This is a genomic window from Streptosporangium sp. NPDC002607, from assembly GCF_053592655.1.
The window spans coordinates 73,678-98,510 of record NZ_JBSFWD010000011.1 but is presented as its reverse complement, the minus strand read 5'-3'; the positions used below and the strand labels follow the sequence as shown (position 1 = coordinate 98,510).

The following is a 24,833-nucleotide window of genomic DNA, read 5'->3' as shown; positions in this document are numbered from 1 at the left end:
TCAGTTTCCCCACCCGCAAGCCGAGCCCAATCGGAGTCACCCATGTCGCCCCCACGACGTCCGGCGCCGCTCCCCCGGATCGCGCCGTCCCCCGCCGCCGAGCCGCCCTACGACGAGGACCGCCCCGCGACGGACATCCCGGCCATGCCTCCGTACGTGCAGGGAACCCTCGCCCTCGCCCTCGAACCCGAGACTCCGGCACCTCCGACCGGGAAGCCGCTGATCTGGGGCCCGCCGGGGGCGATCCCCGACGAGCGGCGGCTGCGCGCCCTCGCGCAGGCCGTCGCCGAGATCCTGGCCGGCAGGCGACCGCCGGCGAGCGTCTCCTGTCACCTGACCGGCAGGGCCCAGGCCGAGCTGACCAGGAGCGGGAAGATCATCAACAGCGCACGCCCGCCCCGGGCGGGCAGGGCCCACATCTCCCAGCCCGAGGACGGGGTGGTGGAGATGTGCGCCGTGGTCGACTGCGGTGACCGCTCGCGCGTCCTGGCGCTCAGGCTGGAGCGCAGGGGCGTGCGGTGGCTCTGCACCGAGTTCGAGACGACTCCCTGACACGCCGGAGGGCCCGCACCATGGTGCGGGCCCTCCGGTCAGCGATCAGGCCTCGACGTTCTTGGGGTCGCCGTGGCAGCGCTTGTACTTCTTGCCGGAACCGCAGGGGCACGGCGCGTTGCGCTCGACGTTGCCGTACGCGTCACGCTCGGCCTTGGTGCTGATCCGGGTGTGCTCCACCTCACCGCTCTCCCCCGGAGCCGTGTACTCCAGCTCGGCGGGGCGCTGCGGGCCACGCAGGCCACGGGCGATGATCGAGCGGGTCTCCGCGACCGCCGCGTCCTCGGAGGGCTCGGCCTCCTCGACGATCGGGTTGCTCTGCACCTCGACCTCAAGGTTGAACAGGTAGCCGACCGACTCCTCCTTGATGCCCTCAAGCATCTGGGTGAACATCTCGAAGCCCTCGCGCTGGTATTCGATCAGCGGGTCGCGCTGGGCCATCGCGCGCAGGCCGATGCCCTCCTGGAGGTAGTCCATCTCGTACAGGTGCTCGCGCCACTTGCGGTCGAGAACCGACAGGATGACGCGGCGCTCCAGCACCCGCATGCCCTCCGGGTTCATGGCCTGCGCGTTGATCTCCTCCTCGCGACGGTCGTAGGCGGCCATCGCGTCGGCCTTCACCCGCTCGTTGAGGAACTGGGCGGTGAGCTCCTCGCGGCCCCCGGCCTCCTCGATGAGCTCGTCGGCGGTGATGCCGATCGGGTAGAGCTGACCGAGCGCCTTCCACAGCTTGTCGAGGTCCCACTCCTCGGCGAAGCCCTCGGCGGTGGCACCCGCGATGTACTCGTCGATCACGTCGTTGACGAAGCCGCGGATCTGCTCGTGCAGGTCCGCGCCCTCCAGCACCCGGTGGCGCTCGGCGTAGATCACCTTGCGCTGCCGGTTCATGACCTCGTCGTACTTCAGAACGTTCTTGCGGATCTCGAAGTTCTGCTGCTCGACCTGGTGCTGCGCGGAGGCGATGGCCTTCGAGACGATGCCCGACTCGATCGGTACGTCGTCCGGGATGTTGAGGCGCGTCATGATCATCTCGACCCTGGCCGAGTTGAACAGGCGCATGAGGTCGTCCTCAAGCGAGAGGTAGAAGCGCGACTCGCCCGGGTCTCCCTGACGGCCGGAACGGCCGCGGAGCTGGTTGTCGATGCGCCGCGACTCGTGCCGCTCGGTGCCCAGGACGTAGAGGCCGCCGAGTTCGGTGACCTCGTCGTGCTCGGCCTTCACGGCCTCCTTGGCCTTCTCCAGCGCCTCGCCCCAGGCCTTCTCGTACTCCTCCGGGGTCTCGACCGGGTCGAGGCCGCGGCTGCGCAGCTCCAGGTCGGCACGGAAGTCGGGGTTGCCGCCGAGCATGATGTCGGTGCCTCGACCGGCCATGTTGGTGGCCACGGTGACGGCGTGCTTGCGGCCCGCCTCGGCGATGATCGCGGCCTCACGGGCGTGGTTCTTCGCGTTGAGGACCTCGTGCTTGACGCCCTTGCGCTTGAGCTCCTTGGCCAGGCGCTCGGACTTGGCGACGCTCGTGGTGCCGACCAGGACCGGCTGGCCCCGCTCGTAGCGCTCCTTGATGTCCTCGACGCCGGCCAGGAACTTGGCGTCCTCGGTCTTGTAGACCACGTCGGCCTGGTCCTTACGGATCATCGGCCGGTTCGTCGGGATCGGGACGACGCCGAGCTTGTAGGTCTGGTGGAACTCGTTGGCCTCGGTCGCCGCGGTGCCGGTCATGCCGGAGAGCGTCTCGTAGAGGCGGAAGTAGTTCTGCAGCGTGATCGTGGCGAGAGTCTGGTTCTCGTCCTTGATCTTGACGCCTTCCTTCGCCTCGATGGCCTGGTGCATACCCTCGTTGTAGCGGCGGCCGTGCAGGACGCGACCGGTGAACTCGTCGACGATCAGGACCTCACCGTCGACGACGATGTAGTCCTTGTCCTTCTTGTAGAGCTCCTTGGCCTTCAGCGCGTTGTTGAGGAAGCCGACCAGGTGGGTGTGCTCGGGCTTGTAGAGGTTCTCGATGCCGAGCCAGTCCTCGACCTTCTCCACGCCGGACTCGAAGATGCCGACCGTGCGCTTCTTCTCGTCGACGGCGTAGTCGCCGGTGTTCTCCTCGCCGTCCTTGCCCTCGGTGCCCCTGCGGAGCCGGGGAACGATCTTGGCGAACTCGGAGTACCACTTGCCGGACTGCTCGCCGGGCCCTGAGATGATCAGCGGCGTCCTGGCCTCGTCGATGAGGATCGAGTCGACCTCGTCGACGACGGCGAAGTGGTGACCGCGCTGGACGCACTCCTCCAGCGACCACGCCATGTTGTCGCGCAGGTAGTCGAAGCCGAACTCGTTGTTCGTGCCGTACGTGATGTCGGCGTTGTACTGCTTGCGGCGCTCGTCGGAGGGCATGTTGGCCAGGATCACGCCGACCTCGAGACCGAGGAAGCGGTGGATGCGGCCCATCTCGTCGCCGTCGCGCTTGGCCAGGTAGTCGTTGACCGTGATGACGTGGACGCCCTTGCCCGAGATGGCGTTGAGGTAGGTGGGCAGCGTACAGGTGAGGGTCTTGCCCTCACCGGTGCGCATCTCCGAGATGTTGCCCATGTGCAGGTTGGCCCCGCCCATGATCTGCACGTCGAAGTGGCGCTTGCCCAGCACCCGCCGGGACGCCTCGCGAACGGTGGCGAAGGCCTCGGGAAGCAGGTCGTCGAGAGACTCACCGTCGATGTAGCGCTGCTTGTAGTCGGCGGTCAGCGCGCGAAGCTCGGCATCGGTCAGGCTCGTGAAGTCGTCTTCAATGGAGTTGACCTGGTCGGCGATCCGCTTGAGCTTACGCAGAAGCTTGCCTTCGCCGGCGCGAAGAATCTTATCGAGAAAGGCTGGCACTTTAGGTAAAGCTCCTCGCAGGTCTTCCGCGGCCGGACCGGCCCGGCTGAGGACGAGACATGGTTCTCCGCTGCCATCGTAGGCGGTTCCGCCACCAGACACAGCCACCCTGAAAGACGCTCTTGCGGCCTGTGGAGTTCCTTGCCCGCTTCTTTGAGAGAGTACGGCCAACTTCAAAGGGTATGTCGTCTTTTGTCATGTCCGCATCAGGTGATCGTGGGGACACGACACCGCCCCCCGGAGGGAGAGGCCGTGACGGCGAGGCAGAACCACTGGGGCAGGGCGTCATCCTGGCTGACGGTGACCGTGATCATGTTGGGTTTCGCCATCGCCGGAACCGGCCTCTGCATGGGTCCCGACTGGTTTCTCCTGTGGGCGGGCACGACGGTCTGCGTCATCGGGGTCATCCTGGTGCCGGTCTTCCGGGTCTTCCAGGACGTCGTCGTGGACGGGCCCCGCACGACGCGCGACCAGAGCGCCCGGGGCGTCCTCGGCTGACGCCGGGTGCGGTTCGCCCTCACCCGACCCGAATCCACCCCGTCCGGCGACGTTCTGACACCGGCATAGCATTTTCGTCGGTGTCAGGCGCTAGCCTCAGCCGCACACCGTGTTGTCTTCTCCCGGGGCGGTCAATGAAGCTCTCCCTCTCTTCGGACGAAGCCCGTCGTATCATCCTCCGCGCTCAGGGGTTCCTCGGCGCGGAGTCCCGGCGCGGCGGCGCCTCCGCGGCCCTGCGCCGCCTGGGTGCCGTCCAGCTCGACACGATCTCCGTGCTGGCCCGCTCCCACGAACTGGTCGCGTACGCCCGCCTCGGCGCCGTCGGCAGGCGGGAGGTCGAGCGGGCCTACTGGGACGAGCCCGCCAGGGCCTTCGAGTACTGGTGTCATGCCGCCTGCGTCCTGCCGATCGGCGACTGGCCGCTGTACGCCTTCAGGCGGAGGTATTTCCGGGCCAGGAAGTTCCGCTGGCACGAGGTGCCCGACAGTGTCGACAAGGTGCTGCAACGGGTCCGCGAGAGCGGCCCGATCACCACCGCCGACATCGGCGGAGCCAAGAAGGGCGGCCCGTGGTGGGACTGGTCCGACTCCAAGATCGCCATTGAGTGGCTGCTCGACACCGGCGAGGTCGTCTGCACGCGCAGGGTGGGCTGGCGCCGCGTCTACGACCTGGCCGAGCGCACGGTCCCCGGGCACCTGCTGGCCGAGGAGCCGTCCGACACCGAGTGCGTCACCCGGCTCGCCGGCATCGCCGGGCGCGCGCTCGGCGTGGCCACCCGCGCCGACCTCGTCGACTTCCTGCGTCTGAAGGCGCCCGAGGCGCTGCTGCTCGACAGGTGCCTGCGCGACGGGTCCGCCGGGCTGGTCCCCGTCCGCGTCCCCGAATGGCCCGAGCGCGCCGCCGACGCCTGGGCCGATCCCACCGCGCTGGAGACCGAGCCGAGGGGCCGGCACCGTACGACCCCGCTCTCCCCGTTCGACTCCCTCGTCTGGGATCGCGCGCGCACCGCCCGCGTGTTCGGTTTCAACCACCGCCTTGAGGCGTACGTTCCCAAGGAGAAGCGCGTCCACGGCTACTTCACGATGCCGGTCCTGGCCGGAGGCCGGCTGATCGGGCGTGTCGACCCCGCCCGCGAGGGTTCCACCCTGGTGGCCCGCCAGGTGAGCCTTGAACCCGGCGTCACCCCCGGCAGGGGCGCGACCTCGCTGGCCGGGGCGTTCTGGGAGGCGGCGAGCTGGGTCGGCTGCGATGCCGTCCGGGTCGAGCGGGTGGATCCCCTGCTGGCCGGTCCCCTTCAGGACGCCCTGAGCCGGGTGCGCTGAGCACGGGCGCACCGGGCCGACCGCTGAGCCGTGACGCTGAGCCGCCGGGCCGCCCGGGCGCCGCAAGGCCCCGGCCGTCGCACCCGTACGGCGGCACGGGTGCGGTGACCGTCCCGCGGTCACCGCACCGGGGGTGGGTCAGGTGATCTCAAGCATCCGCTCGCGGACCGCGTAGACCACCGCCTCCATCCGGGAGTGGAGCTGGAGCTTGTCCAGGATGTTCCTGACGTGGTTCTTCACTGTGTTCTCGGAGATGAACAGCTGCTTGGCGATCTCGCGGTTGTTCATCCCCTTCGCGACCAGGCGGAGCACCTCCATCTCCCGATCGGTCAGGCGCGGGACGGGGAGTTGTGGGGGCCGCTCGGCCTCCTTGCGGCTCATACTGGCGAACTCGCTGATGAGTTTGGCGGCCATCGCCGGATTGATCAGCGACTGTCCTTCGTGGACACCGCGTACGGCCTCCGGCACCTCGTCGAGCTGGACGTTCTTCAGCAGGTAGCCGGTGGCACCCGCCTTGATCGCCTCGAAAAGATCTTCTTCCTCGTCACTCACGGTCAACATGATGATCCGCGTGCTCGGCACCGAGGCCTTGATCTCACGAGTGGCCTCGATACCGCTTCTCCGTGGCATCCGGACGTCCATGAGCATGACATCCGGAGTGAGGCGGTCGGCGAGCTCGACCGCCTCTTGCCCGTCGCTCGCCTCGCCGACAACCTCGATGTCCGTCTCCGCGGCCAGCGCCATCTCCAGACTGCGGCGGATCAGCGCGTGATCGTCAACGATCAGCACGCGGATCGGTTCGCCGCGTCCGGTCGAGCTGGTTGCGTCGTCGGGTTCCGTCACGCCTCCTCCTCGGGGGGCCAGAGCCGGTGGACCGCCATGATTACACGGGTTTCATGGTCCTCGGTTGGTCGGAGAGGATCTTCGAGCGCGTCCGTCAGGGCTCGACGAGCCGCAGCACGCCGTAGTTGTACCCCTGACGCAGGTATACGACGCTCGGCTGCCCGCTCTCCTTGTCACGGAATAGGTAGAAGTCGTGCCCCACCAATTCCATCTCGAGAAGTGCCTGGTCGATCGTGATGGGATCGGCCTTGTGGAACTTCTCCCTGACCATCAACGGCCCGTCTCCGTCCATCTGGATCGGGATGATGGTCTTGTCCTCGGAAAGGTCGGCCTCGGCCGGCTCGGTGAGCGACCGCTCCGGGGCGCTCTCGAACGTCTCCGCGAGCGCGGTGGCCGTCAGCTCGGCGACCGAGGGGGGGCAGTGGTTGCCGTGGTGGATCTTTCTCCGGTCGGCGAGGCGCCGCAGCCGTCCTTCGAGCTTGCCGAGTGCGATGTCAAGGGCGGCGAAACGGTCGTCGGCCGAGGCCTCCGCCCGGACCGCTGGACCACGTGAATGAATGGTGAGCTCGACGCGCTCTCGCTGATCGACGATACGGGGATTACGTTCCTTGGACACCTCCACGTCAACGCGAATGAGCTTGTGGTCCAAACGCTCGATCCTGGCCAGCTTGGTGTTCACGTGGTCACGGAATCGGTCACTCACTCCGGTGTGCCGACCCTTGACGATGATCTCCATGCACGGCCCCCCTTCGAATCTCGACGGTGGTACTGCGGCACCCGCTCGGCCGACCTGGTCTTCGTCCCCACATCCGCCTGCTGAGGGTTTCGCAGCTCTTTGCCACTACATGCCCTTCTCTTCTGGCGAGGAACATCTGGCTCCCCGGGAAGGCAGGACTTACCTCTAAGCCGCACCGTGATCGATCGACGAAAAGTCGTCTTACGTGGACCGTTTGGCCTGCGGCTGGCATCGGCTAGCCGTGCCGGCCTCCTGTCGGAGGTCGGTCCGGCGCAACCACGGACCCGAGCGGGTGCCATGGCTCAGACGCTATCCGCATCCCGGCCGAATGTCAGCTTGGCGATCGGGTCAAGGATCACTTTGTGTGGTTCACAGCCTGGCGGCCGATCATCAGAGACCCTGCCCCCACGGGTGGGCGGTGCCGGAGGCGAGGGCCGCTCGCCACCGCTGAGCAGCCCAGAGGGCACGATCGAGACAGTGAGGTGTGGCGCTGGAGTGAGATGGGACGGCGAACCGCTCTTTACCCTCCGTCACGTTCGCCGGTTCGGACTCTCCGGCGTGTCGCGGCGACCGTGGCGGCGAAGGACGGCGTCACGCCGACCTCGCGCATCGCCCTCGCCGCCTCCGCGAGCGTCGCTCCGGTGGTGACGATGTCGTCGACCAGCACAATCGCCTCTGTGCCACCCCAGGAGCGCGGCACAGGCGCGTTGCGGCCGACCGTGACAGAGAAGGCCGCGGACAGATTCGCGGCCCGCTGGAGCGAACTCAGCCCCGCCTGGTCGGCGACACGCCGCCGCTGGGCGAGCACCCTCGCCACGGTCGCGGGCCAGCCGGCCTGGCGGAGGCAACCGGCCGCCAGCTCCGCGAGCCTGGCCACCGGATCGTGCCCGCGGCGCCGGTGGGCCGCTCGGGCGCTGGGCACCGGCACGAGCAGCACCGGCCGCTCGCCGGCCGCCGTGGCGACGGCCAGGGCGAGGGCCCCGGCCAGGGGAGGGGCGAGGGCCGTGCGGCCGCGCTCCTTGTAGGCGATGACCGTCCGCCGTACGGCAGGGGTGTATTCGGCCGCCGACCAGCACTCCGGCAGGCCCGGCGGGGCGGGGTCGGGCATCCGGCGCGCGGGCGTTCCGTGCAGCTCCGCCGCGCAGCGGGGACAGACGAGGGAGCCCGGCGCGTCGCATCCGGCGCAGCGGGGCGGCAGGATCAGGTCGAGCATGGCGGTCGTCACCAGCCCAAGGTGTCATATCGCACCGACAAAAAGCCCAGCCCAGGGCACCGGCCGGGACACCACCCCCGTCGCGGGAGGCCCGAGGCGGCCCGTGGCCGGCCCGTGGTCAAGGCGGCTCAGCCCAGGGGGAAGGCCGGCGAGGACGGGCCGTTCTCGGTGAAGTCCGTCGAACCGGTCTCGTTCTTGACCAGCGGCTCCCACTTGGTGGAGGTCCAGTAGAGGACCTGCCGGTTGCCCTGGTCGTCCTTGGCCCCGGCCAGCAGGATGCTGTCCAGCGCGGTGATGCTCTCTATCCCTATCCGCGAGTCGAAGGCCAGGGGCTTCGGCTCGGCGGTGACCGACGCCTCCAGCAGTTCCGACTTGCCGGTGAGCGCGTAGAGGGTCTTGCCGTCCTTCCAGGCTATGTCCTCGATCGTCCGCTTGCCCTCGCTGTCCACCACGATCTGGAGGTTGGCGATGCGCGTGTTCTCCCGCTCACCGATGACGGTGCCGACGTGGACCTGCTCGCCCAGCCCGTCCTTGACCACCACCGCGACGTGCACGCCGTCCCGCGCGACCTTCAGCGACTTGACGTAGACCGTCTCCAGGTCGGGGGCCGACACCCGGTAGCGGTGCTTGTTGTCACCGTCGTGCCTGGTCACGATCGAGGTGTGGTCGTTGGGCCGGTCGACGGTCCAGAGCGTGTTGTAGCGGTCCCACGACGGCTGGATGAGGGATTCGCCGGTGGCCCACACCCGCCACTCGCCGCCCGCGGCGAGTGGCGCGACGGAGACGTTCTTGCCGTCCTGGGCGAGCGCCGCCACCTGCTGCACCGGCTGGCCGCTGATCGCCGGGCGGGTGAGCCCGCTCTTCTTCTGGCCGGCCCTGCCCGGCACCGGCCGCCCGACGTTCTCCTTGTCCAGCAGCCACAGGGCGCCGTCGGCGAGATAGAACGAGGTGACGGTGTCGGGGGTCGTCCACGGGTCGAAGTGCGACTGCTCCTGGGCGTCGATCTGCAGCGGCGTGTCGGCGTAGTACGACTCGCCGTTGACCTTGACCTCGAACCCCCAGCCGCCCTTGGTGAGCGCGGTGAGCGTCGCGGCGAGCTGGGCCGACATCGGGTCGATCAGGTCGGGGTCCACCCGCCTGGTGAGGTCGACGACGACCCGGTTGTTCTCGGTGGTGACGTCGATGAGCCCGGTGTCGGCGAGGGCGGAGCGCACCGAGCCCTTGAGGGAGCTGCTCGGCCCCCGAAGCAGCCGCTCCACGGTCGTCTTGGCGAAGTTGGCGGCCGGGTCGATCGGTACCCGCACCTGATCGACCACCAACCCCTTCCAGTGGGAGTCGAGGAAATAGAGATCCACGGGGAGGTAGCCGCGGGCGACGTCGGCCTCGGAGAGCAGGAGCCCGTCGGGGGCCGCGCTGATGCGCCACTCCCCGCCCGCTTCCTTGGCGAGCGTGAAGGGCTGGTTCAGGGGGCCGCCGCTCGGACGGTAACGGCCGTCCTGATCGATGATGGCGGTTTTAGTGCCCTTGAGCGTGACCTGGGCATGCTTGTCCTCCTCCCGGAGCGGCGCGAACTTCTCGTAGTCGCCCTGCCGGTAGACCGTGACGCCGCCGTGCGGGTTCCACTTGTCCGCGAAGTCACCGGTGAGGTATTGGCGGGCGACCTTGAAGTCGGGGTCGTCGGGGCTCGCCATCGCGGCGCGGAAGCCGGTGACGACCTCCTCCGGCGACCACGCGGCCTTCGGCGGCATGGCGATGACCCGCGCGTACGGGTTGTCCAGCGGGTTGCCCTTGCGCTCGTTGTCGACGGCGACGACGGACTTGCCGCCGGTGGGGATGACCGAGCAGGCCGACGCCCCGCAGACCAGGGTGACGGCCAGGATCGCCGTCCCCGCCTTCCGCACGTTCTCAGTCCGCATCGCGTCCCCCGTCGGCCACCGCCGGCGACAGCACCGGCGTCATGTGCCCCCGCCACGTGCGGCGCATCTCCACCTCCGGCGGTACCAGCGGCAGCGGCGAGCCCCGAAGGACCGCCCCCGCCACCCTGGGCAGCGAGAGCCGGAACTGCGACCCCTCCCCGTGCGAGCCCCAGGCCTGCAGCCAGCCGCCGTGCAGGATGGCGTCCTCCCTGGAGATCGCCAGGCCCAGTCCCGTACCGCCGATCGTGCGCGCCCTGGACGGGTCGGCCCGCCAGAACCGGTCGAAGACCAGGTTCTCCTCGCCGGGTTTCAGCCCCACCCCGTGGTCGCGTACCGCCACCGCCACCGCGTCCCTGTCGGCGGCGACCGAGACGACGATGTCCCGGCCCTCGCCGTGCTCTATCGCGTTGAACAGCAGGTTGCGCAGGATGCGCTCGACCCTGCGGCTGTCCATCTCCGCCATGCAGGGCTCGCCGGGCAGGCGCAGGTCGAAGCGGGTGGAGTGGCGCTCGGCCAGCGCCTCGGAGTCGGCGACGGCGCGCAGCACCACGTCCCTGACGTCCACCGAGTCGACGTCGAGGTCGGCCGCGCCCGCGTCGTAGCGGCTGATCTCCAGGAGGTCGGCGAGCATCGCCTCGAACCGGTTGAGCTGGTTCTGCATCAGCTCGGCCGACCTGGCCGCCATCGGGTCGAAGTCCTCGCGGGCGTCGTAGAGCAGGTCCGCGGCCATCCGCACGGTGGTCAGCGGGGTGCGCAGCTCGTGCGAGACGTCCGAGACGAACTGCCGCTGGACCTGGGAGAGCTCCTCCAACTGGTGGATCTTCAGTGCCAGGTTGGCGGCCATCTCGTTGAAGGAGGTGGCCAGGCGGGCCAGGTCGTCCTCGCCGCGGACCTTCAGACGCTCGTCCAGCCGCCCCGCGGCCAGCCGCTCGGCGGCCTGCCTGGCCAGCCGCACCGGCGTGACGACCTGGCGGGTGACCAGGGAGGAGATCGCGGCCAGCAGCAGCACGAGGCCGGCGCCGACAAGGATGATCATCTGCTGGACGGAGGCGAGCGTCTTCTCCTCCTTGTCCAGCGGGACGAGGTGGTAGATCTCGTACGACGAGTCGAGCCTGGTCCCCCAGGTGTCGAGGCGGGTGCCGATGATCATCCCGGGCACCGGCTGGTCCGGCTGCCCCTTGTAGTACAGCGGGGTGTACCAGGTGCTGTCCTCGCCCGCCTCCTTCTTGAACAGCTCGTCGCGCTGCCTGGCCGGGATGCTGACGGGATCGATGTTCGTGGTGCCGTAGAACTCCCCCGGCAGCCCCTCGTTACGGATGATCACCGAGTAACGGCTGGCGGACCCGGCCCGCCGCGCGAGCGCCTCGGTGGCCTGGCTGAGCGGGCCGCTTCCCCCTGGCTGGAGCGCCTGGCCCGACTCGACGGGCTGCTTGGCGGCCTCGGCCGGCTGGTTGAGATAGCCGAGCACCGCGTTCCTGTCGGCCTGGGCCTCGCTCTTCGCCGCGCTCTCCCTGGTCTCCAGGGTGGTCCTGACGATCTGCTGCATGAGGAAGACGCCGAGCACGGCGACGACCACGATGGAGATGACCATCGTGCTGGTGACCACGCGCAGCTGGAGCGAGCGCCAGAAGACACGGCGCACCCTCCCGGCCGCCCGCCGGGTACGACGCCGGACACCCCGCAGCAGCTGGCGCGGGGTGCGGCGGCGTTTCTTCGGTGCGGGAGGCATCTCGGGCTCCGGGGGGAGTCTCGGCTAGGCCGGGCCGGCCTTGTAACCGACCCCCCGGACCGTCACGACGATCTCGGGATGCTCCGGGTCCTTCTCGATCTTCGCTCGCAGTCGCTGGACGTGCACGTTGACCAGGCGGGTGTCGGCCGCGTGGCGGTAGCCCCAGACCTGTTCGAGCAGGACCTCGCGGGTGAAGACCTGGCGCGGCTTGCGGGCGAGGGCGACCAGCAGGTCGAACTCCAGCGGGGTGAGGTTTATGGTCTCCTCCTCCCGCTTGACCGAGTGCCCGGCGACGTCGATGGTGATGTCGCCGATCTGCAGGATCTCCGGCGTCGGCTCGTCGGTGCGGCGCAGCCTGGCTCGCACCCTGGCGACGAGCTCCTTGGGCTTGAAGGGCTTGACGATGTAGTCGTCGGCCCCGGACTCCAGGCCGAGCACCACGTCGATGGTGTCGCTCTTGGCCGTCAGCATGACGATCGGCACCCCGGACTCGGCCCGGATCCGGCGGCAGACGTCGATCCCGTCGGCGCCGGGCAGCATCAGGTCGAGCAGTACAAGATCCGGCCGAGTGTCGCGGAACGCGTCAAGCGCCTTGTCACCATCGGAGACGAAGGAAGGTTCGAAACCCTCCCCGCGCAGCACGATACCGAGCATCTCGGCGAGAGCGGCGTCGTCGTCGACGACCAGCACGCGTCCTTTCATGGCCCCTCATTCGGTTTACGCAGTTCGGGAGTTATTGGGATAAACCGCTCGGTCGTCGAAGATTACCCTTGCCCGTCAAGTAGATGACACCGGCCGACGACCAGCCTTCCAAATGACGAACTTTAGGCGCACACAACGTGAAGCGCGCAATGGTGCCCCCGCACGGTCACCACCGGTCCCGGCGACTGCGAACGCCGGGCGGCGATGACCACGCTCCCAGTCTGCGGTAAACGACGGTGTCTCGGCCATCCCTCTGGCATCTCCGCCGCTCTCCGGGGAGATGAAACGTCCGCGTGATCGCCCGATCACCACGAACGGTGTGACCACATGCCAGGATTGGGATATGTCAGACGGTCACGGCTCCGCTCCCGGTACGCCCCCGGGCTGGGCGTCCAACCAACCTCCGCCGTACGGCGATGCCCCGGGATCGCCGTGGACCGCACCCGGCTCGGCCCCCGGCTCCCCAGCGGGCCCGCCGCCTTCCGGGCCGCCCCACGACCAGGCACCGCACCAGCAGGGCCCCTACGGCCCGCCGCCCTACGGCGTGCGCCAGGAGCCCCCCGCGATGCGCCCCGGGATCATCCCGCTGCGCCCGCTCGGCCTGGGCGACATCCTGGACGGCGCGATCAAGCTGATCCGCTCCAACCCCAAGAGCATCCTGGGCCTGTCCGCGATCGCCGCGGCACTGAGCGCGATCCCCTTGGCGATCGGGGAGGCGCTCCTGCTGGGCTCCAGCGCGGCGACCCTGGAGAACCTGACGGACCCGACCGCGCCGGTGAACCTCCCGGAGGCGAGCTTCCTCGCCGAGTACGGCGGCACCCTGCTCTCCTACGCGGTGCAGCTCGTGGCGGTGACGCTGCTGACCGGCGTGCTGACGCGCATCCTGGGCCGCGCCGTCTTCGGCGGCAAGATGACGGCGGGCGAGGCCTGGACGCTGACCCGGAGCCGGGTGCCCACGCTGTTCGGGCTGGTGATCGTCAGCACGGTGGCCATACTCGCCCCGCTGCTCCTGATCGTCGGACTGTTCGCCGCGCTTGACGCGGCCGGTGCCGGACTCTCCGTGATGGTCATCGCGGGCCTGCTGGCGCTGCTGGCCTTCGTGGCATATGCCATGTTCATCACCACCCGGCTGGCGCTCGCCCCCGCGGCCGCGGTGCTGGAGCGGCTCGGCGTCGTCGAGTCCCTGCGCAGGTCCTGGAACCTGGTCTCCGGCGGCTTCTGGCGGACACTCGGCATCCTGCTGCTCACCCAGATCCTCGCCGGTCTGGTCGGCACGTTGCTCTCCTTCCCGTTCACCCTGGGCGGGAGCCTCCTGGGCCTCCTGGGCGGAGGTTCCCTCGGGGCGCAGATCGCCACGGCGGTCCTCATCGCCGTGGGCGCCACCGTCGGCGCGATGATCACCTATCCCTTCCAGGCCGCGGTCAACGGCCTGCTCTACGCCGACCGGCGGATGCGCACCGAGGCGTTCGACCTGGTGCTCCAGACCGCGGCGATCGAGCAGCGACGGCAGGGCTGGGTGCACGCCTCGGCCGACGACCTGTGGGACCCCTCCGTCACGCCCACCGGCCCCGCGCGGCATGGGTTCCCCGATCAGGGAGCTCCGTGGTCCCACTCCTGACGTTCCCGTTCCTGACGTCCCCGATCGACATCGAGCGCGAGGAGGCTCGACGCCGGGCGATCCAGGAGCTGCTCGGAGCCGAGTACGCCAAGGAGTCCCTGGTCGACCGCCTCTGGCGAGGGGTGAACCAGTTCCTCGGCGACCTGCTCGACCAGGAGTCCGCGGGCGTCGTCGGCAGCCTGGCGGCGCGGGTCGTCCTCATCGTGATCGTGATCGGGATCATCGTCGCGGTGTTCCTGGTCGCCCGCAGGACCGCCAGGGGCACCTTCGCGGGCACGGAGGGTCTCTTCGGTGACCGCCGCCTCACCGCCGCCGAGCACCGCGAGGCCGCCGAGCGGCTGGCCGCGGAGGCGCGGTGGGCCGAGGCGGTCCGCGAGCGGCTCCGGGCCGTCGCCCGCGACCTGGAGGACCGCGTGATCGTCGACTCCACGCCCGGCCGCACCGCCGGGGAGCTGGCGGCCGAGGCCGGGCGCGCGCTACCCGCGCTCGCCGCCGAACTGGCCGCGGCGGCCCGGGTGTTCGACGACGTGACCTACGGCGAGGTGCCCGGCACGCCCGAGGCCTACCGGGTCATGTGCGCTCTCGACGAGCACCTGCGCGCCGCCCGCCCGGCGCCGCCCGTACGGATGGAGACGCCATGAGCCTGGCCGCGCCCGAGCGAGCCGGGTCGACCTCCACCTCACCGACCGCCCGCGGCCTCTGGCGCGGCGGCAGGGGCGCCCTCCTGGTGGCGATCCTCGTGGTCGCCGTCGCCGTCACCGGCGTGCTGCTCGGCGGCTCCGGCCAGGCGGGAAGGCCTCTCGACCCCGCCGACACCTCGCTGTCCGGCGGCAAGGGCCTGGCCCGGCTGCTACAGGCACGGGGGGTGCGGGTCGCGCGGGTCACCTCGGTCGCCGAGGCCGAGTCCCAGGCCAGACAGACCGGTTCCGCGGGTAGCACCCTGCTGGTGAGCGACATCTCCCCGCTCGACGAGGCGGAGGCGGATCGGCTCGCCGCGACACCGTCGGACCTGCTGCTGGTGGGCGTACGGTCACATCTGGAGCGGCTCGCGCCGGGGGTGAGCCCGGTGCGGGAGGTGCGGGCGCGCTCCCGCGAGCCCCGGTGCGCGCTGCCGGCCGCGACGAGGGCGGGCAGCGCCTACCTCGGCGGCACGGCGTTCGCCCTGCCCGCCGGGGCGACCGGCTGCTACCCCGCCGACGGGCGGCCCACCCTGGTCTTCCACCCCACCGGGGACCGGAAGGTCACCGTCACGGGCGACGGGCAGTTCATGACCAACCTGCGGCTCGCCGAGGACGGCAACGCCGCGCTGGCGATGAACCTCGCCGGCGGCCGGCCCACCCTGATCTGGCTGACGGCCCCCGAGACCGCCCCACAGGCGGGGGGCCAGGCGGGTTTCTACGATCTGGTCCCCGAAGGGGTCAGGTGGGCCGTGGTGCAGGTGCTCGTCGCGGTGCTGCTGCTGGCGCTCTGGCGGGGCCGCAGGCTCGGTCCCGTGGTGGCCGAGCGGCTGCCCGTCGTCGTCAGGGCGGCCGAGACCGTCGAGGGACGTGCCAGGCTCTATCGTGCGAGGCGTGCCCGCGATCGGGCCGCCGCGGCCCTGCGCGCCGGCTTCATCGACCGGGTGACCCCCCGTCTCGGGCTGCCCTCAAGGGCGGGAGCCGACGCGCTGGTGAACGCGATCGCCGAGCGGACCGGCCAGCCGGTGCCACATGTGGGCGCCGCCCTGTACGGACCTCCGCCACTCGACGAGGCGGGGCTGGTAGCCCTGGCCGAATACATGGACATCGTGGAAAGGCAGGTCGGAAAGTCGTGACCACACCACCGGGGAACGGCGATCTCGCCGAGGCGACCTCCGTCGTCAGGACCGCGCCCGGCGCACCCGCCGCGCAGAGCGCGGACGGCGCCAGGGAGGCGCTGGGAGCCCTGCGCGCCGAGGTCGCCAAGGCGGTCGTCGGCCAGGACGCCGTGGTCACCGGGCTGGTGATCGCGCTGCTCTGCCGGGGCCATGTGCTGCTCGAAGGCGTGCCGGGCGTCGCCAAGACCCTGCTGGTGCGTACCCTGGCGGCGGCGCTCTCGCTCGATTTCAAGCGCGTGCAGTTCACCCCCGACCTCATGCCGGGCGACATCACCGGTTCGCTGATCTACGACGCGAAGACCTCGGAGTTCGAGTTCCGCGAGGGTCCGGTCTTCACCAACCTGCTGCTCGCCGACGAGATCAACAGAACCCCTCCGAAGACGCAGGCCGCGCTGCTGGAGGCGATGGAGGAGCGCCAGATCAGCGTGGAGGGTGCGGCGCGCGGGCTGCCGGACCCGTTCATCGTGGCCGCCACCCAGAACCCCATCGAGTACGAGGGCACCTACCAGCTGCCCGAGGCGCAGCTTGACCGGTTCCTGCTCAAGCTGACCGTCCCGCTGCCGCCCCGTGACCAGGAGATCGCGGTGCTGGAGCGGCACGCGCTCGGCTTCGACCCGCGCGACCTGTCGCACATCAGGACCGTGGCCACCGTCGCCGACCTCGCCGCGGGACGCGCGGCGGTCAGCCAGGTGCACGTGGGCCCCGAGGTGCTCGGCTACATCGTGGACATCGCCAGGGCCACCCGCCAGTCGCCCTCGCTCCAGCTCGGCGTCTCGCCACGTGGCGCGACCGCGCTGCTGGCCGGGGCACGGGCCTGGGCATGGCTGTCGGGCCGCGCCTACGTGACGCCCGACGATGTCAAGGCACTGGCCAGGCCCGCGCTGCGGCACCGGATCCAGCTACGCCCCGAGGCCGAGCTGGAGGGCGCGACCGCCGACGGCCTCATCGACGCCGTCCTCGCCTCCGTCCCCGTACCCCGCTGACCCATGGCGCTGACAGGACGGGCCGCGCTACTGGCCCTGCTGGGCACCCTGGTCGTGCTGTTCGCCCCCCGTGGGGGGCCTGCCGTGGCCGGGGTGGCACTGCTGATCGCGGTGCTGGTCGTGATCGACCTGCTGCTGGCCGGAAGCGTGCGCCCGCTGCGCTTCACCCGCTCGGGCGAGCGGCTGGTACGACTCGGTGAGTCGGTCACGGTCGAGCTGATCGTGGAGAACCCCGGTCCCCGCAGGGTGCGCGGCGTGCTCAGGGACGCCTGGCCCCCGTCCGCCGGGGCCACCCCCCGGCACCTGCCGCTGGACGTGCCGGCCGGCGAGCGCCGCCGGCTGGTCACGACGCTCACCCCCACCCGCAGGGGTGACCGCGAGGCGGTCACGGTGACGGTGCGGGCGCTGGGGCCGCTGGGCATCGCGGGCCGCCAGGGCTCGCACCGGGTGCCCTGGTCGGTCCGGGTGCTACCGCCCTTCCTCAGCCGCAAGCACCTGCCCGCCAAGCTGTCCAGGCTCAGGGAGCTGGAGGGCCAGCATCCGTCGATGGTCAGGGGGCAGGGCACCGAGTTCGACTCGCTGCGGGAGTACGTGGTCGGCGACGACGTCCGCTCGATCGACTGGCGGGCCACCGCGCGCCGCAACGACGTCGTGGTCCGCACCTGGCGGCCGGAGCGCGACCGGCGGGTGCTGATCGTGCTCGACACCGGCCGTACCTCGGCCGGGCGGGTGGGCACCGCCCCGATCCCGCTGGCCGGCGAGGTACCGAGGAGCGGTCAGCAGGGCAGGTCGCGGGTGGTGCCCGGCTGGCCCCGCCTCGACTGGTCGATGGACGCGGCGCTGCTCCTGGCCGCGCTGGCCTCCCGCGCGGGCGACCGGGTCGACTTCCTGGCCCACGACCGCGCGGTGCGCGCCTGGGTGTCCGGCACCAGCCGTACGGAGCTGCTGTCCTCGCTGGTCAACACCATGGCTCCGATCGAGGCCGAGCTGGTCGAGGCCGACTCGGCCGGGATGGTCGCGGCGATCATGTCACGAGCCAGGCGGCGCTGCCTGGTCGTCGTGCTGACCGACCTCAACCCGGCAGCGCTGGAGGAGGGCCTGCTGCCGGTGCTCCCCCAGCTCTCCGCCCGGCATCTGGTGCTCCTGGCCGCCGTCTCCGACCCGCAGGTGGCCGAGATGGCCGCCGGGCGCGGCACCTCCGAGCTGGTCTACGGCGCGGCGGCGGCCGAGCACCTGAGCGCGGGGCGGCGGCGGATCACCGCCCTGCTGCGCCGCCAGGGCGTGGAGGTGGTGGACGCCGCCCCCGAGCAGCTCGCCCCCGCCCTGGCCGACGCCTACCTGGCGCTGAAGGCGTCCGGGCGGCTCTGATGGTCGCCCGGACGCGCTGACTAGCGTGTCCGGGCCGCCGACGATGTCCGGGGAATCTGAAGGCCTCCGGCCAGGCGCGTCGGCCCGGGGACCGTCACGTCACCGGCCCGGCGAGGCCGGGCGGGCCCGGAACGTCCGGCGGGGCGCTCAGCCGGCGCTCGGGGCGAGGTCGGGGGCGCGCTCCACGTCGCCGGTCTCGCCGGCGGCCACGGCCCGGCGGCCAAAGAAGATCACGTAGGCCAGGAAGGCCGCCTCCGCGACCACCCCGATGCCGATCCGCGCCCAGGTGGGCAGCCCCGAGGGGGTGACCAGCCCCTCGATCAGCCCGGAGATCAGCAGCACCACGACCAGGCCGAGTGCCACGCTCATCACGGCCCTGCCCTGCTCGGCCAGGGCCTCGACGCGCCTGCGCGGACCGGGGTCCACGACCGTCCAGCCGAGGCGCATGCCGACGGCGGCGGCGAGGAACACCGCGGTCAGCTCCAGCAGGCCGTGCGGGGTGATCAGGCCGAAGAAGATGTCGAGCTTGCCGCGCGAGGCCATCAACCCCGCGGAGACGGCCACGTTGACCGCGTTCTCCCACAGCACGTACGGGATCGGCAGGCCGAGCAGGATGGACATGATGATGACCTGCATCGAGACCCAGGCGTTGTTCACCCAGACCTGGCCGGCGAAGGAGGTCGCCGGGTTCTCCGAGTAGTAGTCGGCGAAGTCGTGCTCGACGAGCTGGGTGATCTGTTCCGGGGTGGCGATCGCCGCCTGGACGCCGGGGTTTTTCGCCACCCAGACGGCGACGATCGTGGAGACCAGCAGGAACGCGGCGGTGGTGGCCATCCACCACCAGCGGGCCCGGTAGGCGACCACCGGGAAGGAGACAGTGAAGAAGCGGATGAACTCCCGCCAGGCCGGGGTGTGCGCCCCGGTCACCGCCGAGCGGGCCCGGGCGACGAGCGCCGACAGGCGGCCCACCAGGATCGGGTCCGCCGAGGCCGAGCGGACCAGGGACAGGTGCGTGGCCACCCGCTGGTAGAGGTCGACGAGCTCGTCGACCTCCGCGCCGTCCAGCGAGCCACGCCGCCGGACCAGATCCTCAAGGCGGTCCCAGGCGGGCCGGTGCGCGGTGACGAAGGCGTCGATGTCCACGCGGGCAGCCTATCCAGTCACGGGTAGGGTGCTGATTGTGTCCGATGTCGTAACCGGCGAGGCCGTGGTCGTCGAGGTCCGTGTCGCCCAGCTCCCGAGCAGGGCCGCGGCGCTGCTGATCGACATGGCGGTCCAGGTCCTGATGCTGCTGGGGATCTCCCTGCTGGTCGGCAGCCTGGGCCTGCTGAGCGACCCGGCTCTGACGACGATGGTCTACCTCGTGCTCACCGTGCTCGTGATCGTGGGATACCCGGTGGCGTTCGAGACGCTCACCCGCGGGCGCAGCCTGGGCAAGTTCGCCCTCGGACTCCGGGTCGTCAGCGACGACGGCGGTCCCGAGCGGTTCCGGCAGGCCCTGTTCCGCGGGCTGGCCGGGGTCCTGGAGTTCTGGATGCTCAGCGGCGCCCCCGCGCTGATCAGCTCACTGATCTCGGAGAAGGGCAAGCGGCTCGGCGACATCTTCTCCGGCACCATCGTGATCTCCGAGCGCGCTCCGCGGCAGTACGGGCCTCCGCTGGACATGCCGCCGCAGCTCGCCTCCTGGGCGGCGACGCTGGAGCTGTCGCGGCTGCCCGAGCAGGTCGCGGCCACCGCGAGGCAGTACCTCATGCGCTGGCACGATCTGGCCCCCGCCGTGCAGCACGGGATGGGGGTGCGCATCGCCACCGAGATGTCGGCCTTCGTGTCCCCGCCGGCCCCGCCCGGCGTGCCGCCGTTCGCCTACCTGACCGCCGTTCTGGCCGAACGCCGGCGCCGCGAGCAGGCGCGCCTGGCGCAGCAGACCGGTACGCACCGGCCCGCCCAGCAGTGGCCCGGCCACGCCTCGCCCCAGCCCTACCTGACCGCACCGTCGCCCCGGCCTTATGCGCCTCCCGGAAGCGGAGGCCGGCCGTACGCCCCTCCAGGGGCCGCCCCCGAGCCCTACGGGCGGCCCGCCTACCGGCCGCCACAGCCGCGGATCCCGCTCCCTCCCCCGGCCGGGCCGCCGTATCCGACGCCCCCGCCGCCCGCGGCCCGGCCCGTCGAGCAGGCACCCGGCCCCACGCCGGGCGGTTTCGTCCCTCCGGCCTGACCTCCCCGGACAGGCACGCCGTACGGGCGGCGAGACATCGCCTTCGCCGCGCCTTCCCCAACGAGCCGTCCACGGGCGAATCGCGAGAACGCGGCGCCACGGGTGCCCGGCAGGCGAAGAGGGATGGCGGGAGACCCGCCATCCCTCCTCTCACCGGACCTGCGAACCCGGCACCGCTCTCACCTCAGGGCGCTCAGTGACCGCCCTGGTAGGAGGCCTGGGTCTGCACGTTCAGCCGGTCCAGGCGCACGTTCCTGGCCGGGTCGGTACGGCGGTCGTCGATCTTGATGACCTCCAGGCCCCGGTAGAAGTCGCTGGCGTAGACATAGCCGTTGTAGTAGTACGCCGACCAGATGCCGCCGCCCCCGCCGCTTGGCTCGGGGCCGCGCTCGAAGAAGCCGAACTCCTGCGGGCGGGCCGAGTCGGTGAAGTCCACGAAGGAGACACCGCCCTGGTACCAGGCCTGGACCAGGATGTCCTTGCCCTTGACCGGGATCAGCGAGCCGTTGTGCGCGACACAGTTCTCGGTGTCGGCCTGGTAGCGGCCGATCTTGAAGTAGCTCCTGAAGACCAGCTTGCCGCGGACGATGTCGTAGATGGCGTCGGCGCCGCGGTTCGGGCCGATCGCCTCGTTGCAGGTGGCCGCGCCACCGCCGCCGAGCTCGTCGGTGAAGATGACCTTGGTGCCCCTGTTGTTGAACGTCGCCGAGTGCCAGAACGCGAAGTTCGGGTCGGTGGTCCGCGCGGTGACCACCGGGTTCTCCCGGTCGGAGATGTCGAACAGGACGCCGTCCCCCATGCAGGCTCCGGCCGCGATGTCCTTCTCCGCGTAGACGGTGATGTCGTGGCAGCCACTGGTCGGGCGCAGCAGGCCGGGCTGCGTCTCGTTGCCTCCGTCGGGGAAGACGACCGGCGTGCTGACCACGGCCGCGTCGGTCGGCTTGCGCAGCGGCACCTTGATGATCGAGATCTTGTCGTGCGGCGGCAGGCAGTCGGGGAACGAGTCGCTCGGGGCGTAGGAGGAGACGTACAGGTAGACGTTCTTCTTGTCCCTGCCCTTGCCGGGAACCAGCGTCAGGGTGTGCGAGCCACAGGCGGTTTCCACCGCCTTGATGTACTTGGGGTTCTTCTTGTCGCTGATGTCGAAGATCCGAACCCCTTCCCACGACTCCTTGATGTCGGCGCCCTGACCGACGCTGTTGCAGGAGTCGTCGCTGCGGGAGTTGTCGACCGCGCCGAACAACAGGTCGCCGTAGACGGAGACGTCCATCTGGGAGCCGGGGCACAGCACGCCGCTGACCAGCTTGGCCCGCTTCGGGTTCCTGATGTCGTAGATCGAGAAACCGCCGTAGTTGCCGACGTAGGCGTAGTCGCCCTGGAAGGCGATGTCGCTGTTGACGGTGGTCTCAAGGCCGGGAAGCTTGGGCAGGGTGGCCACGTGCGTCACGTTGGGACTGGTGACGACCTCACCGGGCGGGGGAATGTCGGCGGCCTGCGCGGAAACCGTGGTCATCAGCATCGCGGCGGCCGTCGCCGCCACGACCAACGCCCTGACGGTCCTTCGTGGAGCGAACACTCGGGTGCCTCCTTGGAACGGACATAAGGCATGCATAAATTAGCAAATTGTCCGTACTGACACCCGGGTCGACAAGGCATGACTTTGTCACAATAAAATATGATTCAACCTCTTTACTGAGGCCGTGAAAAAGTTTACTCTCTACCTCCTTTTCTCGGTTCGCTCCGGCGCTCCACCCCGTCACGGGTGATGGCCACCGGGCACCCGACGGGTGCCCGGTGGCCATCACATCAGAGGTCAGTGACCCTTGTTGTCGGGCTGGTAGGAACCCTGGGTCTGCGGGTTCAGGTCCTTGAACTTGACCTTGTCGGCCTTGTCCGTGAGCTTGTCATTGATCTTCAGAACGTCAAGACCAAGGTTGAAGTCGCTGCCGTAGATGTGGCCGTTGTAGTAGTACGCGGACCAGAAGCCACCGCTGAGCCTGTGGGCGCTGTCGGGGCCGCGCTCGAAGAAGGCGATCTCCTTGGCGTTGGCCGAGTCGGTGAAGTCCACGACCGAGATGCCACCCTGGTACCAGGCCTGGACCATGATGTCCTTGCCCTTGACCGGGATCAGCGAGCCGTTGTGCGCGACACAGTTCTCGGTGTCGTCCTGGTGGCGGGAAATCTTGAAGTAACTCTTGAAGGCGAACTGGCCGCCCTCGATGTCGTAGTAGGCGTTGGCGCCGCGGTTCGGGCCGATCGCCTCGTTGCAGGTGGCCGCGCTGCCGCCGCCGAGCTCGTCGGTGAAGACGACCTTGGTGCCCTCGTTGTTGAAGGTCGCCGAGTGCCAGAACGCGAAGTTCTCGTCGTCCCGGACCGTGGCGGTGACCTTCGGGTCGACCGGGTTGGAGATGTCCATCAGGATGCCCTCGCCCATGCAGGCGCCGGCCGCGATGTCCTTCTCCGGGTAGGCGGTGATGTCGTGGCAGCCGCTCGTCGCCGAGGTGCGGTAGGGGTAGGGCAGGCTCTCGCCGGGGTTACCACCGTCCGGGAACAGAACCGGCGTGGCGACGACCTCGGCGGCCGTCGGGTTCTTCAGCGGCACCTTGATGATCGAGATCTTGTCGTGCGGCGGCTGGCAGTCCGGGAACGACGCGCTCGGGCTGTAGGAGGAGACGTAGACGTAGACGTTCTTCTTGTCCCTGCCCTTGCCGGGGACGAGGGTCAGGGTGTGCGAGCCACAGTTGGTCTCGACCGACTTGACGTACTTGGGGTTCTTCTTGTCGCTGACGTCGAAGATCCGGACGCCCTCCCACGACTCCTTGATCGCGGCGCTCTGGCCGACGCTGTTGCAGGAGTCGTTGTTGCGCGAGGAGTCGACCGCGGCGAAGAGCAGGTCGCCCTCGATGGCCATGTCCATCTGGCCGCCGGGGCAGACCACCGAGCTGACCAGCGAGGTCTTGTTCGGCTTCTTGATGTCGTAGATCGAGAAGCCGCTGTAGTTACCGACGAAGGCGTAGTCGCCCTGGAACGCCATGTCGGTGTTGATGTCCGTCAGGTTGGCGGGCTTGGGCACGTTGGTGACGTGCTCGATGTTCGCGCTCTTGGCGATCTCGCCGGGCGCCGGGATGTCGGCGGCCTGCGCGGGTACCGCGGCCAGCACCGTGGCGACGGCGACCCCGGCCACAAACAGGAAACGGCCGGTCAGGCCCTTCCCAGAGGGGGTGGACACTCGTGAACCTCCTAGCTACATGCACTGATAAAGCGTGCATAAATGTCTAAATCGTTCATCCTGCACGGTCGGTCAGGCAAGCCGTCACAGTGTCAGCAACTGTTTTCGACATGCGGCCTTTACGGACCGCCCCGGGAGGGGTTACGGTCTTGCGGCATTGGACATACAGCCCGAAATACCCCGCATCTTCGGTGCGGGGCCCCCTCTCGTCATATCGGCCCGACCGGTTAGGGTTAGGGCGTTCCGCGGCAGCCACGTTGGACATGGCGTTCCAGACGGGACAGGGTGTGCCGTGTTCGCGTGCGGGCTTCGGGCGTTCCCGGCCTGCGGATCGACAGATCCAACCGGCAGGCCGGAAGCTGAGATCCCCGGCTTTCCGGCCGTGGAAGGACGTCAATGGACATTCACCAAGGAGGCCGGGTGCGCGTCGCGCTCATCGCCGTGATCGCCGCACTGTCTCTCAGCGCGTGCACCTCGGAGCCGGAACCGTCCGCGGCCCCCCAGGCCCAGGCCTCGGCGCCGGTGATCGCCCCGGGCAGGCCGGGTGAGGTCGCCAGGACCGTCGACCCGAGCGAGGCCGCCACGCTCGTGCCCCTGCCCACCGCCAACGCGGCCGACGTGAAGTACGTCCAGGACATGATCGTTCACCACCGTCAGGCCCTCGACATGTCCGCCCTGGCCCCGACCCGGTCCGAGCACACCAAGCTGAAGGGCCTGGCCTCCCGGATCAAGGACGCGCAGGGGCCGGAGATCCAGTTCATGACCACCTGGCTCCAGCAGCAGGGTCAGCGGGTTCCCGAACACCATGCCGGGCACGGCGACATGCCCGGCATGGCCACGCCGGAGCAGATGGAGGCGCTCAAGGCCGCCTCGGGCAAGGATTTCGACCGGCTCTTCCTCCAGCTCATGACCGCGCACCACCAGGGCGCCATCACGATGTCCGAGCAGGTCCTGACCTCCGGCTCACACGTGCGGATCGAGGAGCTGGCCAACGACGTCTCGGTCACCCAGAGTGCCGAGATCCGCAGGATGCGGGAGATGCAGGCCGAACTCTGAACCGCTCCCCTTCACGAACGACTCCGTTGGCCGACCGCCATCGGTCGGTGTCCGATGTCGTTCATCCGATGCGGGACGCCCAGGGTGAGCGGAGTCGCCGACGGGGGATCCCCCTGCGCGGCCCGTTCGCCCGTTCAGG

At 69.9% G+C, this 24,833-nt stretch carries 20 protein-coding genes; 10 read left to right on the top strand and 10 right to left on the bottom strand.

The features are described from left to right. Positions 1-42: 42 nt before the first annotated feature. A complete protein-coding gene (locus tag ACWD3H_RS15525; protein WP_355558140.1) occupies positions 43-552 on the top strand; it encodes an Rv3235 family protein in 510 nt (169 codons plus the stop codon). Between the two features lie 45 nt (positions 553-597). Here the strand turns inward: ACWD3H_RS15525 and secA are convergent, their stop codons facing one another. Further along, positions 598-3,411 (bottom strand): preprotein translocase subunit SecA, encoded by a 2,814-nt coding sequence (secA, locus tag ACWD3H_RS15520; protein WP_451955434.1) that lies wholly within the window; start codon positions 3,409-3,411, stop codon positions 598-600. A gap of 252 nt (positions 3,412-3,663) precedes the next feature. Between secA and ACWD3H_RS15515 the strand changes: the two genes are divergently transcribed. Further along, positions 3,664-3,909: an HGxxPAAW family protein gene (locus tag ACWD3H_RS15515; protein ID WP_355558737.1), complete on the top strand. Its 246-nt coding sequence runs from the start codon at positions 3,664-3,666 to the stop codon at positions 3,907-3,909. Between the two features lie 134 nt (positions 3,910-4,043). After that, complete coding sequence (locus tag ACWD3H_RS15510) at positions 4,044-5,231, top strand: winged helix-turn-helix domain-containing protein (protein ID WP_451955433.1); 1,188 nt, start codon at positions 4,044-4,046, stop codon at positions 5,229-5,231. Positions 5,232-5,369: 138 nt separating this feature from the next. Here ACWD3H_RS15510 and ACWD3H_RS15505 read toward each other — a convergent pair whose 3' ends face one another. The 6 genes from ACWD3H_RS15505 to mtrA form a co-directional block, all read right to left on the bottom strand. After that, the gene (locus ACWD3H_RS15505; RefSeq protein WP_030907303.1) at positions 5,370-6,074 is read right to left on the bottom strand and encodes a response regulator; all 705 of its coding nucleotides are present in this window, start codon (positions 6,072-6,074) and stop codon (positions 5,370-5,372) included. A 94-nt stretch (positions 6,075-6,168) separates the two neighbouring features. Then, entirely contained in the window at positions 6,169-6,810 is a 642-nt protein-coding gene (gene hpf, locus ACWD3H_RS15500) for a ribosome hibernation-promoting factor, HPF/YfiA family (protein ID WP_451955432.1), read from the bottom strand. A 520-nt stretch (positions 6,811-7,330) separates the two neighbouring features. Continuing rightward, a complete protein-coding gene (locus tag ACWD3H_RS15495; protein ID WP_451955431.1) occupies positions 7,331-8,035 on the bottom strand; it encodes a ComF family protein in 705 nt (234 codons plus the stop codon). A 116-nt stretch (positions 8,036-8,151) separates the two neighbouring features. Continuing rightward, on the bottom strand, positions 8,152-9,939 hold the full coding sequence (locus ACWD3H_RS15490; protein ID WP_451955430.1) for an LpqB family beta-propeller domain-containing protein: 1,788 nt from the start codon (positions 9,937-9,939) through the stop codon (positions 8,152-8,154). Next, entirely contained in the window at positions 9,929-11,668 is a 1,740-nt protein-coding gene (gene mtrB / locus ACWD3H_RS15485) for an MtrAB system histidine kinase MtrB (RefSeq protein WP_355558722.1), read from the bottom strand. The genes ACWD3H_RS15490 and mtrB overlap by 11 nt, the downstream gene beginning before the upstream one ends. A 24-nt stretch (positions 11,669-11,692) precedes the next feature. After that, the gene (gene mtrA, locus ACWD3H_RS15480; RefSeq protein ID WP_030907316.1) at positions 11,693-12,370 is read right to left on the bottom strand and encodes an MtrAB system response regulator MtrA; all 678 of its coding nucleotides are present in this window, start codon (positions 12,368-12,370) and stop codon (positions 11,693-11,695) included. A 343-nt stretch (positions 12,371-12,713) separates the two neighbouring features. Between mtrA and ACWD3H_RS15475 the strand changes: the two genes are divergently transcribed. From ACWD3H_RS15475 to ACWD3H_RS15455, 5 genes are all read left to right on the top strand, one after another. Continuing rightward, positions 12,714-13,988: a hypothetical protein gene (locus tag ACWD3H_RS15475; protein ID WP_451955429.1), complete on the top strand. Its 1,275-nt coding sequence runs from the start codon at positions 12,714-12,716 to the stop codon at positions 13,986-13,988. Beyond that, complete coding sequence (locus tag ACWD3H_RS15470) at positions 13,973-14,629, top strand: DUF4129 domain-containing protein (RefSeq protein ID WP_451955428.1); 657 nt, start codon at positions 13,973-13,975, stop codon at positions 14,627-14,629. Before ACWD3H_RS15475 ends, ACWD3H_RS15470 begins: the two co-directional genes overlap by 16 nt. Then, positions 14,626-15,801, top strand: a complete 1,176-nt coding sequence (locus tag ACWD3H_RS15465) for a DUF4350 domain-containing protein (protein WP_451955427.1) — start codon at positions 14,626-14,628, stop codon at positions 15,799-15,801. The genes ACWD3H_RS15470 and ACWD3H_RS15465 overlap by 4 nt, the downstream gene beginning before the upstream one ends. A gap of 101 nt (positions 15,802-15,902) precedes the next feature. Continuing rightward, the gene (locus ACWD3H_RS15460; RefSeq protein WP_355558745.1) at positions 15,903-16,826 is read left to right on the top strand and encodes an AAA family ATPase; all 924 of its coding nucleotides are present in this window, start codon (positions 15,903-15,905) and stop codon (positions 16,824-16,826) included. Between the two features lie 3 nt (positions 16,827-16,829). Continuing rightward, positions 16,830-18,194 carry a DUF58 domain-containing protein gene (locus ACWD3H_RS15455; protein ID WP_451955426.1) on the top strand — a complete coding sequence of 455 codons (1,365 nt, stop codon included), beginning with the start codon at positions 16,830-16,832 and terminating at the stop codon, positions 18,192-18,194. Positions 18,195-18,341: 147 nt separating this feature from the next. Here ACWD3H_RS15455 and ACWD3H_RS15450 read toward each other — a convergent pair whose 3' ends face one another. Continuing rightward, the gene (locus ACWD3H_RS15450; protein ID WP_451955425.1) at positions 18,342-19,337 is read right to left on the bottom strand and encodes a stage II sporulation protein M; all 996 of its coding nucleotides are present in this window, start codon (positions 19,335-19,337) and stop codon (positions 18,342-18,344) included. A 37-nt stretch (positions 19,338-19,374) separates the two neighbouring features. On the opposite strand from ACWD3H_RS15450, the gene ACWD3H_RS15445 reads away from it, so the two are divergent. Next, positions 19,375-20,409, top strand: coding sequence for an RDD family protein (locus tag ACWD3H_RS15445; RefSeq protein WP_451955424.1), 1,035 nt, complete (start codon positions 19,375-19,377; stop codon positions 20,407-20,409). A gap of 193 nt (positions 20,410-20,602) precedes the next feature. Here the strand turns inward: ACWD3H_RS15445 and ACWD3H_RS15440 are convergent, their stop codons facing one another. Next, positions 20,603-21,985 carry an LVIVD repeat-containing protein gene (locus ACWD3H_RS15440; RefSeq protein ID WP_451955423.1) on the bottom strand — a complete coding sequence of 461 codons (1,383 nt, stop codon included), beginning with the start codon at positions 21,983-21,985 and terminating at the stop codon, positions 20,603-20,605. Positions 21,986-22,222: 237 nt separating this feature from the next. Continuing rightward, entirely contained in the window at positions 22,223-23,638 is a 1,416-nt protein-coding gene (locus ACWD3H_RS15435; protein WP_355558698.1) for an LVIVD repeat-containing protein, read from the bottom strand. Between the two features lie 420 nt (positions 23,639-24,058). Between ACWD3H_RS15435 and ACWD3H_RS15430 the strand changes: the two genes are divergently transcribed. After that, complete coding sequence (locus tag ACWD3H_RS15430) at positions 24,059-24,694, top strand: DUF305 domain-containing protein (RefSeq protein WP_355558695.1); 636 nt, start codon at positions 24,059-24,061, stop codon at positions 24,692-24,694. The last annotated feature ends 139 nt before the right edge of the window (positions 24,695-24,833 follow it).

Excerpts from the sequence above, each read along its gene's own strand:
- ACWD3H_RS15525 (WP_355558140.1), top strand. The coding sequence starts at position 43 with ATGTCGCCCCCACGACGTCCGGCGCCGCTCCCCCGGATCGCGCCGTCC.
- ACWD3H_RS15510 (WP_451955433.1), top strand. The coding sequence starts at position 4,044 with ATGAAGCTCTCCCTCTCTTCGGACGAAGCCCGTCGTATCATCCTCCGC.
- hpf (WP_451955432.1), bottom strand. The coding sequence starts at position 6,810 with ATGGAGATCATCGTCAAGGGTCGGCACACCGGAGTGAGTGACCGATTC.
- ACWD3H_RS15490 (WP_451955430.1), bottom strand. The coding sequence starts at position 9,939 with ATGCGGACTGAGAACGTGCGGAAGGCGGGGACGGCGATCCTGGCCGTC.
- mtrB (WP_355558722.1), bottom strand. The coding sequence starts at position 11,668 with ATGCCTCCCGCACCGAAGAAACGCCGCCGCACCCCGCGCCAGCTGCTG.
- mtrA (WP_030907316.1), bottom strand. The coding sequence starts at position 12,370 with ATGAAAGGACGCGTGCTGGTCGTCGACGACGACGCCGCTCTCGCCGAG.
- ACWD3H_RS15475 (WP_451955429.1), top strand. The coding sequence starts at position 12,714 with ATGTCAGACGGTCACGGCTCCGCTCCCGGTACGCCCCCGGGCTGGGCG.
- ACWD3H_RS15465 (WP_451955427.1), top strand. The coding sequence starts at position 14,626 with ATGAGCCTGGCCGCGCCCGAGCGAGCCGGGTCGACCTCCACCTCACCG.
- ACWD3H_RS15455 (WP_451955426.1), top strand. The coding sequence starts at position 16,830 with ATGGCGCTGACAGGACGGGCCGCGCTACTGGCCCTGCTGGGCACCCTG.